This is a genomic window from Rhodobacter sp. 4.3.4, from assembly GCF_058724655.1.
On the sequence record NZ_CM178967.1, the window covers coordinates 2616983 to 2629593 of the forward strand.

At 65.8% G+C, this 12611-nt stretch carries 13 protein-coding genes; 3 read left to right on the forward strand and 10 right to left on the reverse strand.

Annotation, left to right across the window (positions count from 1 at the left end; genetic code table 11):
- Positions 1–110: 110 nt before the first annotated feature.
- Positions 111–2144, reverse strand: a complete 2034-nt coding sequence (locus AC4PTB_RS12835; protein ID WP_492190323.1) for a bifunctional aldolase/short-chain dehydrogenase — start codon at positions 2142–2144, stop codon at positions 111–113.
- A gap of 82 nt (positions 2145–2226) precedes the next feature.
- On the opposite strand from AC4PTB_RS12835, the gene AC4PTB_RS12840 reads away from it, so the two are divergent.
- Positions 2227–3246 (forward strand): sugar-binding transcriptional regulator, encoded by a 1020-nt coding sequence (locus AC4PTB_RS12840; RefSeq protein ID WP_492190324.1) that lies wholly within the window; start codon positions 2227–2229, stop codon positions 3244–3246.
- A 47-nt stretch (positions 3247–3293) separates the two neighbouring features.
- Here the strand turns inward: AC4PTB_RS12840 and mtnA are convergent, their stop codons facing one another.
- From mtnA to fabA, 5 genes are all read right to left on the reverse strand, one after another.
- Positions 3294–4397 carry an S-methyl-5-thioribose-1-phosphate isomerase gene (gene mtnA / locus AC4PTB_RS12845; protein WP_492190325.1) on the reverse strand — a complete coding sequence of 368 codons (1104 nt, stop codon included), beginning with the start codon at positions 4395–4397 and terminating at the stop codon, positions 3294–3296.
- Between the two features lie 127 nt (positions 4398–4524).
- Positions 4525–5355 carry an alpha/beta fold hydrolase gene (locus AC4PTB_RS12850; RefSeq protein ID WP_492190326.1) on the reverse strand — a complete coding sequence of 277 codons (831 nt, stop codon included), beginning with the start codon at positions 5353–5355 and terminating at the stop codon, positions 4525–4527.
- Positions 5356–5411: 56 nt separating this feature from the next.
- The gene (locus AC4PTB_RS12855; RefSeq protein ID WP_492190327.1) at positions 5412–6200 is read right to left on the reverse strand and encodes an enoyl-ACP reductase FabI; all 789 of its coding nucleotides are present in this window, start codon (positions 6198–6200) and stop codon (positions 5412–5414) included.
- 5 nt (positions 6201–6205) lie between these two features.
- The gene (gene fabB, locus AC4PTB_RS12860) at positions 6206–7435 is read right to left on the reverse strand and encodes a beta-ketoacyl-ACP synthase I (RefSeq protein WP_492190328.1); all 1230 of its coding nucleotides are present in this window, start codon (positions 7433–7435) and stop codon (positions 6206–6208) included.
- Positions 7436–7458: 23 nt separating this feature from the next.
- A complete protein-coding gene (fabA, locus tag AC4PTB_RS12865; RefSeq protein ID WP_492190329.1) occupies positions 7459–7968 on the reverse strand; it encodes a bifunctional 3-hydroxydecanoyl-ACP dehydratase/trans-2-decenoyl-ACP isomerase in 510 nt (169 codons plus the stop codon).
- A 153-nt stretch (positions 7969–8121) separates the two neighbouring features.
- On the opposite strand from fabA, the gene irrA reads away from it, so the two are divergent.
- Positions 8122–8538 (forward strand): iron response transcriptional regulator IrrA, encoded by a 417-nt coding sequence (gene irrA, locus AC4PTB_RS12870; protein WP_492190330.1) that lies wholly within the window; start codon positions 8122–8124, stop codon positions 8536–8538.
- 200 nt (positions 8539–8738) lie between these two features.
- Here the strand turns inward: irrA and efp are convergent, their stop codons facing one another.
- On the reverse strand, positions 8739–9308 hold the full coding sequence (efp, locus tag AC4PTB_RS12875) for an elongation factor P (RefSeq protein ID WP_013068380.1): 570 nt from the start codon (positions 9306–9308) through the stop codon (positions 8739–8741).
- Between the two features lie 98 nt (positions 9309–9406).
- On the opposite strand from efp, the gene epmA reads away from it, so the two are divergent.
- A complete protein-coding gene (epmA, locus tag AC4PTB_RS12880; RefSeq protein ID WP_492190331.1) occupies positions 9407–10456 on the forward strand; it encodes an EF-P lysine aminoacylase EpmA in 1050 nt (349 codons plus the stop codon).
- Here the strand turns inward: epmA and AC4PTB_RS12885 are convergent.
- The 3 genes from AC4PTB_RS12885 to AC4PTB_RS12895 all read right to left on the reverse strand — a co-directional run bounded on the left by AC4PTB_RS12885 (position 10444) and on the right by AC4PTB_RS12895 (position 12603).
- Positions 10444–10812 (reverse strand): DUF2237 family protein, encoded by a 369-nt coding sequence (locus AC4PTB_RS12885; protein ID WP_492190332.1) that lies wholly within the window; start codon positions 10810–10812, stop codon positions 10444–10446. The genes epmA and AC4PTB_RS12885 overlap by 13 nt on opposite strands.
- Positions 10813–10824: 12 nt before the next feature.
- Positions 10825–11988, reverse strand: a complete 1164-nt coding sequence (locus AC4PTB_RS12890) for a serine hydrolase domain-containing protein (RefSeq protein WP_492190333.1) — start codon at positions 11986–11988, stop codon at positions 10825–10827.
- 120 nt (positions 11989–12108) lie between these two features.
- Positions 12109–12603: a MarR family winged helix-turn-helix transcriptional regulator gene (locus tag AC4PTB_RS12895; protein WP_492192641.1), complete on the reverse strand. Its 495-nt coding sequence runs from the start codon at positions 12601–12603 to the stop codon at positions 12109–12111.
- Positions 12604–12611 lie beyond the last annotated feature (8 nt).

A 12611-nucleotide genomic window follows, 5' to 3' on the forward strand; every position in this document is an offset into this window, starting at 1 on the left:
GTCAAAGGAATTCGTTGCTGCGTCGCGGCAGCGCGCGACGGGCGGACGCGATGATCCGCCCGGATGCAGGCCAAGGGCGACCGGGGCGACGGCCCCGGTCAAATCCCCCGTCAGCGCAGCGCCGCCTCGATATTGCCGCCGTCGACGGTCATCACATGCGCCGTCGTGCGCTCGGCCCGGGCCAGCGCCACGAAGGCCTCGGCCACGTGCCGCGCCTCGACCTCGGCGCGCAGAAGGTTCCCCGCCATATAGGTCCCGGCATCGATCCCCCGCGCCGAGGAGCGCGCCGCGATCATCTCGGGCGTCAGCAGCCCCGAGCGGATGCGGTCGGCATTGATGCCGTTGACCCGGATCCCCTCGGGCCCGAGTTCCAGCGCCAGTTGCCGCAACAAAAAGAAGCTCGTCGCCTTCGGCAGGCCATAAGCGGCAAAGCCCTTGCCCGGGTTCACCGCCTGTTTGCTGACGTTGAACAGGATCTGCCCCGGCTCGGCGCCGCGCGAGCCACGCCCGGCTCCTTGCGCCCGGTAAAGCGCGATGGCGGCTTGCGAAAACGCCAGATGCGCGAAGAAGTTCAGCTCGAAACTGCCGCGCAGCACCTGCTCGTCCAGCGTCGCGATATCGCCGGTGATCGCCGCGCCCGCATTCGAGACAAGGATATCCAGCCCGCCGAACCGCGCCGCACAGGCCGCCACCGCCGCCGCCGCCGCACCCGGTTGCGTGATGTCGCAGCCATGCCCGGCATGATCGCGACCAAGCGACGCCACCGCCTTCTCCAGCCCCTCGCCGGGACGATCGACGATGAAGACCGAGGCGCCAAGGGCCGCGAAAGCCTCGGCCGTGGCCAGACCGATCGCCCCCGCGCCGCCGGTCACCAGCACCACCCGGCCCTGCAGGGCGGGCGCCCGGGCATGGCCCAGCTTCGCCAGTTCCAAGGGCCAATATTCCATGTCGAACAGGTCGGCGTCGGAAATCGAGCGGAAGCCGCCCGCCACCTGACCGTCCGCCTTCACCCGCGCAGATTGGCTGCCGATATCGGCCGCGATCCGCGCGGCCTTCGCATCGGCGCCCGCGCCCACCGCGCCGATCCCTTCCAGCCAGATCAGCCCCGGCATCGGATTGAGCATCGCCACCGGACCGCCAAAGCGGGCCTTGTTGGCGTCGAAATAGGCGCGGTAGCGGCTGACATAGTCGGTCACCGCGGCGCGCATGCGCTCGGGCGTCTGCGCGTCTTTGCGCAGCACCAGAACCTCGCCCTTGGTGCGGATGACGTGATCGGGCGTCACCACCCCGGCCCGCGCCAGATCCTCCAGATCGGGGCGGGAGACAAAGGCCCGCGTCGCCTCATCATCGCGCAGATCAAGCACCGGCAGCGCCGCCGCCTCCGGCAGCGCCGCGGCCAGCGCGCCGCGCAGACCGGCCAGCACCGGGGCGATCTCGGCCACCGGCAGCGCGGCCGCGGGCACAAGCCGCGCGGGGCGGCGGTCGGCCAGCCAGGCCTCGACCGTGTTTGCATGCTCGATCACCTTGAAATAGCTGGATTTCGCATCCGGCCCCCAGGTGAAATGGCCGTGGTTCTTCAGCAAAAGCGCCTCGACGCCGGGGTTTGCCTCGTAAGTGGCCAGCCCCGCCTTGGCCAGTCCGAAGCCCGGCTTGACGAAGGGCACAAGCGCGATCTTGTCGCCGAAAAGCTCGCGCAGCGCCGCCTCGGCCTCGGGCAGGTTCGCCAGCACCAGAAACGGCGTCGCATGGGTGTGATCGACGAATTTATGCGGCAGGAAAGCATGCAGCAGCATCTCGACCGAGGGGTTCGGCGCGGCGGGATCAAGCAGGTTGAGCCGCTGCAGCTTCACCAGCACGTCATCGGCCACCGCCTCGCAGGCCGCAAGCCGCAGCATCGGCTCAAGCCGCACCGCAGGCATGCCCGCCGCATCGATCGTCGCCAGATCATGGCCCGAGCCCTTGACATGCAGCACCGAAACCGTCTCGCCGAACAGGTCCACCGCTTCGGTCTTCACCGAGCTGTTGCCGCCCCCGTGCAGCACCAGCTCCGGCTCCGCGCCGATCAGCCGCGCGCTGTAGATCCGCTGGCCAAGATCGTCGCCCGCCGCGGCGGCGGCCTCGTCACTCCAGAGATTGCGGATCATCGGGGTCTCCTTTTCCTCACGGGCGCTGGATTTCCTTACTTTTGTCACCTATCTTTGTCAAACGGCGAACCCGGAGGGCAAGATGGCGGGCACGACGCGGAAGCGATCTCTGGGGCGGTCACCGGGCCGGTCGCCGGGGCGCGCACTGGGGCGCGCACTGGGGCGGATCAGTGGCGAGAACGCGGTGATCGAGGTGGCGTGGATGTATTACCACGACGGCCGCAACCAGCAGGACATCGCCGAGGCCCTGGGGATTTCGCGGGCGACGGTGGTGAATTACCTGCAGGAGGCGCGCGAAACCGGGCTCATTCGCATCACTTTGGCCGCCCCCGCCTTTACCGCGCATCGGCTGTCGTTGGACCTTTGCGCGAAATTCGGTCTGACCGAAGCTTTCGTGGTGCCCGATGACGGGCTGGAGGCCGGAGCCGCCTTTGCCCGCGTCGTGCGCGGCGCAGCGCTGTGGCTGCCCGATCTGCTGGCGCCCGGCGACCGGCTGGGCGTGGCCTGGGGCCGCACCGTCTATGATCTGGCCGAGCAGGTCGAAAGCCACGAGATCGCCGATCTGACGGTGTTGCAGCTCGTCGGTTCGATGGCGACGCCCTATGGCTTCACCGCCGAGGCCTGCTCGACCCGGCTGGCGCAACGGCTGGGGGCGCGCTGTCTGAACCTGCATGCGCCCGCGGTGCTGTCGCGCGCGGCCCTGGCCGAGGAGCTGCGGGCCGAGCCGATCCTGCGGGCGCAATTGCAGGCGCTGCAGGGGGTGAACAAGCTCTTGTTTTCCGTCGGCACGGTGAGCGAGAACAGCCATGTCGTCAGCTCGGGTCTGGCGACGCCCGAGGAGCTGGCCGCCCATGTGGCGCGCGGCGCGGCGGGGGTGATCTGCGGGCGCTTTGTCGATGCGATGGGGCGGCAGATGCCGGGCGAGACCGAGGCGCGGATGATCGGCATCGACCTGCCGCGGCTTGTCGGGCTGGACATGGGGCTGCTGGTGACGCCCGGTCTTGACAAGGTGGTGCCGAGCCTTGCGGCGATCCGCGGCGGCTATGTCACGCATCTGGCCACCTCGACCCGGGTGGCCGAGGCGCTGCTGGCGGCGGACTAGGGGACAGGGTGCGAAAGGCCGGGGCGAGGCCCCCGGCCAGAGCGGCCTCAGCCCAGCATCGCGGCTTTCAGATCGGGGAACATCGCCGCCATCGCCGCCTCGTTCGCCGGGCACAGCCCGCGCTCGGTCAAAAGCCCGGTCACCAGCTCGCAGGGCGTCACGTCAAAGGCCGGGTTGCGCGCGGGCGTGCCATCGGGCGAGATCTGCACAAGCTGGATCTTGCCATCCGCGCCGCGGCCCTGCACCAGCGTCACCTCTTCGGAATTGCGCTCCTCGATCGGGATTTCCTTCACCCCGTCCTGCACCCGCCAGTCGATCGTCGGCGAGGGCAGCGCGACATAGAAGGGCACGCCATTCGCCCGCGCCGCCAAGGCCTTCAGATAGGTGCCGATCTTGTTGCACACGTCGCCGCGCGCCGTGGTGCGGTCGGTGCCGACGATCACCATGTCGACCTCGCCATGCTGCATCAGATGGCCGCCCGCATTGTCGACGACGAGCGCATGCGAGATGCCGTGGTGGTTCATCTCCCAGGCGGTCAGCTGCGCGCCCTGATTGCGCGGGCGGGTCTCGTCCACAAAGACATGCACCGGAATCCCCGCCTCATGCGCGTGATAAATCGGCGAGGTGGCGGTGCCCCAATCCACCGTCGCCAGCCAGCCCGCATTGCAATGGGTCAGGATGTTCACCGTCTGACCCGGCTTTTTCGCCGCGATCGCCTTGATGATCTCCAGCCCGTGCTGACCGATGCGGCGGTTGATCTCCACATCCTCGTCGCAGATTTCGGCGGCGCGTCTGGCCGCCACCGCGGCGCGCAGCTCGGGCGGAACCGGGCGCAGCACCCGCACCATTTCATCGAGCGCCCAGCGCAGGTTGATCGCGGTCGGACGGGTCTCGTGCAGCACTTCCCAGGTCTCGGTCAGACCGGCGTCCGAGGGGTCTTCCTGCATCGCCACCGCCACGCCCCAAGCCGCCGCCGCCCCGATCAGCGGCGCGCCGCGCACCCACATGTCGCGGATCGCAACGGCGAAATCGGCGCGGCTTTGCAGATCGACGATGCGCAATTCATGCGGCAACCAGCGCTGGTCGATCACCTGCACGACGCCGCGCGCATCCTGCCAGATCGTGCGATAGGGGGTTCCGTCGATCTTCACCGCATCCTCCTTCCCGCCTTGCGGGCCTGATTTGGCCGCAGGTGTTCCATCGGATGCGCCATAAGTCAACAGCACATGACAAATGCAAAGCCGGATCATCCCGCCTGCGACGAAGCGCCCCGCGGGCTCAGCCGGGCAGCTGCGCGATCCAGGCGCGGATCAGGCCGACCGCCTCGGGCTCGTCGAGAAAGGGGATATGCGGGCGGCCCGGAACTTCGGCAAAAAGCAGATCGGGGCGGCGGCGGCGCATCTCGGCCACGGTTTCGGGCGAGAGCAGGTCGGAATTGGCGCCGCGGATCAGCGCGACAGGCAGACCGGCGCAGGCGTCAAAGAGCGGCCAGGCCTCGAAAACGCCCGCGTCGAAGGCGTGGATGAAAGCGTCGCGCAGCGCCGGGTCGTAGTTGATCTTCACGCCCTGCGGGGTTTCGATGTTGTGGCGTTCGGTCTCCTCCCGCCAGCGGCTCATCGGCACATTTTCATAGCCCGTCATCGCGGCGGGGAGTTTCTCGACCAGCTCGGCAAAGGTCCTGGCCACCGGATTGCGGCCCACCACATCGAAGATCCGCTCCAGCCCCGCGCGCTCGATCGCCGGGCCGATGTCGTTCAGGCACAGCCCGGTCAGACGATCCTTCGCCACCGCCGCCAGATACATGCCGATCATCCCCCCGCGCGATGTGCCCAGCACCGCGGCTTTTTCCACCCCCAGATGATCAAGCAGCTGCACCGCATCGGCCGCCTCGCGCGGGACGGTATAGGTGGCGCCGCCGGTCCATTGGCTCTCGCCGCGACCGCGGTAATCCATGCGGATCAGACGGCAGGGCGGCAGATGGGGCGCCAGATAATCGAAATCGCGCCCGGTGCGGGTCAGGCCCGCCAAGGCCAACACCACCGGCCCCCCTGCCCCCTCAGCGGAAAAAGCGATCTTCGCGCCATCGTCTGCGGTGAAAAAATCCATCACTCAACTCCCCAAAAGCAAAGGGCGCCCGCAGGCGCCCTTGAACCCCGATCGGTCGATCAGATGTTTTCCGGCTGCGGCATCCCCAGCACATGATAGCCGCAGTCGACCATCACCACATCCCCCGTCGTGCAGGCACCGTAATCGGAACAGAGGAACACCGCCGAACCGCCCACCGCCTCCAGCGTCGCATTCTGGCGCATCGGGCTGTTCGCCTCGGTGTGGCGGAAGGTCTTGCGCGCGCCGCCGATGGCCGCGCCCGCCAGCGTCTTCATCGGACCGGGCGAGATCGCATTGACGCGGATCCCCTGCGGGCCAAGGTCATTGGCCAGATAGCGCACCGCCGATTCGAGCGCCGCCTTGGCCACGCCCATGACGTTGTAAAACGGCGTCACCCGGTTCGAGCCACCATAGGTCAGCGTGATCAGGCTGCCGCCATTCGGCATCAGCTCCGAAGCGCGGCGGGCCACGTCGATGAAGCTGTAGCAGGAAATCGCCAAGCTGTTCTTGAAGTTGTCGCGCGTGGTGTGGATGAACCGCCCCGCCAGCTCGTTCTTGTCGGAATAGGCGATGGCATGGATGACGAAATCGATCGTGCCCCATTCGTCCTTCAGCCGCTGGAACGCGGCATCCAGCGAGGCATCGTCGTTCACATCGACATCGACGAGGAAGCTTGACCCAACGGAAGCCGCCAGCGGCTCGACCCGCTTGCCAAAAGCCTCGCCCTGATAGGAAAAGGCCAGCTCGGCGCCCTCGGCGGCGAGCGCCGAGGCGATGCCCCAGGCGATCGAGCGTTCGTTGGCCACGCCCATGACGAGGCCCCGTTTTCCCTTCATCAAATCCGCCATCGGCCTTACCCCTTGTAGGCGCTCATCACCAGCGTGGCATTGGTGCCGCCAAAGCCGAAGCTGTTCGACAGGACCGAGTCGAACTCGACGTTTTCGACCAGGCTGGTGGCGATTTCCTCGGGCTTGATCGCCGGGTCCAGCTCGGTGATGTTGGCCGATCCGGTGATGAATTTGCCCTGCATCATCAGCAGGCAATAGATCGCCTCATGCACGCCGGTCGCGCCGAGGCTGTGGCCGGTCAGCGATTTCGTGGAGGAAATCGGCGGCACCTTGCCCGCGCCAAAGACGCGGCGGACGGCCTCGACCTCGGTCACGTCGCCCGCGACGGTCGAGGTGCCATGCGCGTTGATATAGGTGATCTTGCGGCCTTCGGGCAGGGTCTCAAGCGCCAGCCGCATCGAGCGTTCGCCGCCCTCGCCCGACGGCGCCACCATGTCATAGCCGTCCGAGGTCGCGCCATAGCCGGTGATTTCGGCATAGATTTTCGCGCCGCGGGCCTTCGCGTGTTCAAGTTCCTCCAGAACCAGAACGCCGCCGCCGCCCGCGATCACGAAACCGTCGCGGGTCGCGTCAAAGGCGCGGGCCGCGGTGGTCGGCGTGTCGTTGTATTTCGACGACATCGCGCCCATCGCATCGAACAGGCACGAGAGCGTCCAGTCCAGCTCCTCGCCGCCGCCGGCGAAGATGATGTCCTGCTTGCCCATCTGGATCAGCTCCGCCGCGTTGCCGATGCAATGCGCCGAGGTCGAGCAGGCCGAGGTGATCGAATAGTTCACGCCCTTGATCTTGAAGGGCGTCGCCAGACAGGCCGAGTTCGTCGAGGACATGCAGCGCGTCACCATGAACGGCCCCATCCGCTTGGGCGAACCTTTCTGGATCACGGTCTGATGCGCTTCGAAGAAATTCGAGGTCGAGGGCCCGCCAGAGCCCATGATCAGCCCGGTGCGCGGGTTCGAGATGTCGCTTTCCTCAAGCCCCGAATCGCGGATCGCCTGTTCCATCGACAGGAAGTTGTAGGCGGCGCCGCGGCCCATGAAGCGCAGGTTGCGCTTGTCGATATGATCTTCCAGCACGATCTGCGGCGCGCCGTGGATCTGGCTGCGGAAACCGCGCTCGGCATATTCGGGGGCAAAGACGATGCCCGAGCGACCGGCCCGCAGGCTGGCCGAAACCTCTTCGGCATTGTTGCCGATGGGGCTGACGATGCCCAGCCCGGTGATGACGACACGCCGCATGGGGGCCTCCTGTCCTTCTTCGATCAGCTCTCGGAGAGAGCCACTTTCATGTCCTTGACCACATAGATCACTTCACCATCGGCCTCGACGATGCCGTCGGCCACGCCCATGGTCAGACGGCGCGTCTGCAGCGCCTTGGTGAAATCGACCTTGTAGGTCAGCATCTTGCGGTCGGGGCGAACCATGCCGGTCAGCTTGACCTCGCCCACGCCCAGCGCATAGCCCCGCCCCGGCCAGCCGCGCCAGCCGAGGTTGAAGCCGGTGAGCTGCCACAGCCCGTCCAGGCCCAGACAGCCCGGCATGATCGGATTGCCCGGGAAGTGGCAGTCAAAGAACCACAGCTCCGGCGTGATGTCGAATTCGGCCACCACATGGCCCTTGCCATGCAGCCCGCCATCTTCCGAAATCTCGGTGATGCGATCCATCATCAGCATCGGCGGCGCCGGCAGCTGGGCATTGCCCGGCCCGAACAGCTCGCCTCGCGCACATTTGAGCAGATCTTCCTTGCCGAAGCTTGTCGGATAGAGTGACATCGGCGTTTCCCCCCAAGGTCTTGTCCCCCTTCCTCTAACACCCCCCCGCCCGCAGGTGCAAGGCCCGCCCCCGCCCCGGGGGTGCGTCAGAATCCCGTTGAATGCGATGCCGGTTCAACTTATAATAGTTACAGGGAAAAAAGGTTTTCGATCATGAAGACGATGGCTCAGGAACGTGGACTGCGCTGGCTTGCCGCGGGCGGGCTGCGGCCGACCCGGCAGCGGATGTCCTTGGCGTCGCTTCTGGTCGGCGACGGGATGAACCGGCATGTGACCGCCGAGGGGCTTTACGCCGCCGCCCGCGACGCCGGGGAAAAGGTCTCGCTCGCCACGGTCTACAACACTTTGCGCGCCTTTTGCGAGGCGGGGATCATGCATGAAATCACCGTCGATGCCGGGCGCAGCTATTTCGACACCCGGATGGACGATCACCCGCATTTCTTCTGGGAAGGCGAGAACCGGATCTCCGACGCCCCGGTCGAGGAGCTGGAACTCGTCCGCGTGCCGAAAGCCCCCGAGGGGACCGAGGTCAGCCGCGTCGATGTGGTGATCCGGCTGAAAAGGATTTGAGTTGAAGCAAAGATGCTGCGCGAAAGGCCGGGACATGTGCCCGGCTTTTTCTTTGTCGCCAAAGCCCCTTTCATCTTGCTTCAAATATCCCGGGGGTCCGGGGGCGGAGCCCCCGGCGGGTCGCCGCGCATCGCGCGGCGAAATCCGCAAACCAAAAGGCACCCCGCAGGGTGCCTGATGATCGTCGCTGGTCCGCAGGATCACTCCTTGGCGCGTTCCACATAGGAGGTGTCGGCGGTGTTGATGATGATCTTCGTGCCCACGCCGATATGCGGCGGCACCATCACGCGGATGCCACCGGTGCACATCGCGGGCTTGTAGGAGGAGGACGCCGTCTGCCCCTTCACCACCGGCTCGGTCTCTTCGACCTCGACCGTCACCTTTTGCGGCAGCTCGATCGACAGCGCCACGCCTTCATGCGTCAGCAGCCAGACCCGGATGCCGTCGCGCAGGTGGACTTTCGCATCGCCCACCACATCTTCCGACACGGTGATCTGGTCGTAGGTCTCGGGGTTCATGAAGTGGAAGCCCTCGCCATCCTCATAAAGGAAGTCGAATTCGTTCTCGTCCACATGCGCCTTTTCCACGCTGTCGACGGTGCGCCAGCGCTCGCTGACCTTCACCCCGTCCGAGATGCGGCGCATCTCGACCTGCGTCACCGAGTTGCCCTTGCCCGGGTGGATGTTTTCGGCGGTCAGCACGATGTACAGCACGCCGTCCATGTCGACGACGTTGCCCTTGCGCAGCGAAGAGGCGATGACTTTGGCCATTTGAGGTTCCTTGAATGGGGTCTAAGACAGGCTCTGGCGCCCGGATGGCGAAGCGCCTAAACCATCGCGAGCCGTATTTCCAGCAAAAAGCCCCGAAAATGAGCCAAACGCCCTGGTGGAGCCCCTCCCGTCACGCCGATCGCCGCCCGGCGCTGCTGGCGCGCGCCCGCATTCAGACCGCCCTGCGCGGCTGGCTTGACCGCAATGCCTTCCTTGAGGTCGATCCGGTGGCGCTGCAGGTCAGCCCCGGCAACGAGGCGCATCTGCATGGCTTTGCCACCATGGCCATCGGCAATGATGGCGCCCCGGTGCCGATGTATCTGCACACCTCGCCCGAATTCGCGATGAAAAAGCTTCTGGCCGCAGGCGAAACCCGGATCGCGGCGTTCGCCCATGTCTGGCGCAACCGCGAACGCGGGGCCTTGCATTCGCCCGAATTCACCATGCTCGAATGGTATCGGGTCGGCGAGGACTACACCGTGCTGATGCAGGACTGCGCCGATTTCCTGCGCCTCGCCGCCACGGCGGCGGGCAGCAGCGTTCTGCGCTACAAGGGCCATGAATGCGACCCCTTTGCCGCGCCCGAGCGGCTTTCGGTGGCCGAGGCCTTCCAGCGTCACGCTTGCATCGACCTTCTGGCCACCTGCGGGGCAGATGGGTCGACCGACGCCGAGGGCCTGCGCGCCCAGGCCCGCGCCGCCGGGATCAGGGTCGGCGACGCGGATACCTGGTCACTGATGCTCTCCAAGGTTCTTGTGGAAAAGGTCGAACCGCATCTGGGCCATGGCCGGGCGACGATTCTGGACCGCTATCCGGTGGCGGAAGCCGCGCTGGCCCGCCCGGCCCCCGATGATCCCCGCGTCGCCGAACGGTTCGAGCTTTACGCCTGCGGGGTGGAGCTGGCGAATGGCTTTGGCGAGCTGACGAATGCCGCCGAACAGCGGCTGCGCTTTGAGGCCGAGATGGAGGAAAAAGCCCGCATCTATGGCGAGCGTTACCCGATCGACGAGGATTTTCTGGCGGCGCTGGCGCAGATGCCCGCAGCAAGCGGCATCGCGATGGGCTTTGACCGGCTGGTGATGCTCGCCACCTCGGCGCCGCGGATCGATGACGTGATCTGGACGCCGGTCAGCGATCAGATCGCGTAAAGCCGCAAGACCTCCAGCGGCACCACCTCCAGTGTGCGCTGATGCGTGGCCTCCAGCCGGACCTCGGGGGCGCAGCCCTCGTCATGCGCCTGCAGGAAGCGGCTGGCACAAAGGCACCAGCGATCCCCGGGCTTCAGCCCCGGGAAATCATGCTCGGGCCGCGGCGTGGACAGATCATTGCCCACATAGGCCGACCAGGCCAGGAATTCCGCCGTCATCACCGCGCAGACCGAATGCAGCCCGCGATCCTCCCAGCAGGTGTTGCAATGGCCGTCGCGGAAAAAGCCGGTCTTGGGCTGCATCGAACAGGATTCGAGCGGCCCGCCCAGCACATTGACCGAAGGTTCCATTTCCATGCGATCCCCCTTTCAGGGCCGAGCCTGCGCCAGTTGCCGGAACATCGCAAGGTTTTCATCGGTCACGCCATCCGCGGCGAAGCCCAGATCGGCGGCATTGACCGCAATGACCACCTTACGGGCGGGGTTGATGTAGATGAACTGCCCGTAGATACCCTGCGCCATGTAGTCGTTGCCGAAATTCGCATTGTCTTTCGGCACCCACCATTGATAGCCATAGCCCGCCCCATCCGCAGCCTGATGCGCGGTCGAGGCCGCAACCCAATCGGCAGGCACGATCTGGCGGCCATTCCAGAAACCGCCTTGCAGGAACATCTGCCCGATGCGCGCATAATCGCGGGTGCGCAGATTGAGCCCGCCCAGCACGAAGCCCGTCCCCTCGCCATCGGTCAGCATCACCGGGCTGGACTCCAGCCCCATCGGCGCGATGATGCGTTCCTCCATCAGATCGACCGGATCACGCCCCGTCGCGCCCTGGATCACCATGCCCAGCACATGCGTATCGACCGAGACATAATGCATGTGGCTGCCCGGCGCGGTGTCGCGGGTCTTGAGCGAGGCGGCAAAACCGTCCATCGAGCCGCCCAGCGCCAGAACCCGGCCCATCCGGTTGATATCGGAAGAAAATTTCATGTAATCTTCGTCGAAATGCACGCCCGAGGACATCGTCAGCACATCGCGGATGCTGACCCCTTCATAGGCCGAGCCCTTGAGGGATGGCACGAAGTCGATGACCTGCGCGTCAAGGTTCGGGAATTTCCCCTCGGCAACCAAAGTGCCGAACAGCGCCGACAGCACCGATTTCGCCATCGACCAGCTGATCCGCTGATCCTCGGAGCCGGTGTCCTTGTAATACTGCTCGAAGGTGATTTGCCCGTCGCGCAGGATCAAGAGCGCGGTCACCGCCCGCCGCTCGACCCAAGCTTGCGCCGCAGGCGAAAGCGCGTCGGGCGGCCCCGCCGGCAGGGACGAGACGTGACCTTTCCCGCGATCAAGGGTGCGGAAGTGAAAGAGCCGGTCCATATGCGAGAAGTTTTCGACGATGCGCCCCTCGTCGAACAGCGTCTGCACCGCCATCAGCCGGGTGATGTCGTCGCGTTTGACGAAAGCGGCCCCCGCGCCCAGCACGAGTGCAACCAGAAGAACGCGCAAGCCGATGCGCAGAAAACGCCGCATGATCCCCTCCCCAAGGTCCGCCCCGCCCGGAGGCCAAAGCGCAAGCCGGACCGGCAAAGGAAAGCACGCCGCCTGCCCCGGGGGCAAGCGGCGCGATGCAGCCTGTCGCTGCGTCAGCCGTCAGTAGATGTAGCGGATCTGATCCGACCAGTAGCGCTCCATCCGGCGCAGGGTGCGGTTCATCTCGTCCATCGCGTCAAGCGTGATCACATTGCGCGTGTCCATGCCCTTGGCATGGCGTTCAAACAGCGCCGTGACCCGTTCACGCAGATCGACGCCCTTCGCGGTCAGCTTGACCCGCACCGAACGACGGTCGATCTCGCAGCGCTGGTGATGCATGTAGCCGCATTCCACCAGCTTCTTCAGATTGTAGCTGACATTCGAGCCCTGATAATAGCCGCGCGTCTTCAGCTCGCCCGCCGTGACCTCGTTCTCGCCGATGTTGAACAGCAAAAGCGCCTGCACCGGGTTGATTTCCAAAATCCCCAGCCGTTCGAATTCGTCCTTGATCACGTCCAGAAGCAGACGATGCAGACGTTCAACCAGAGACAACGTGTCCAGATAGCAGGACATGATACCGGGAGAGGCGCCTTCTTCCGTTCCGGGCGCTTTCATCGGGGTTT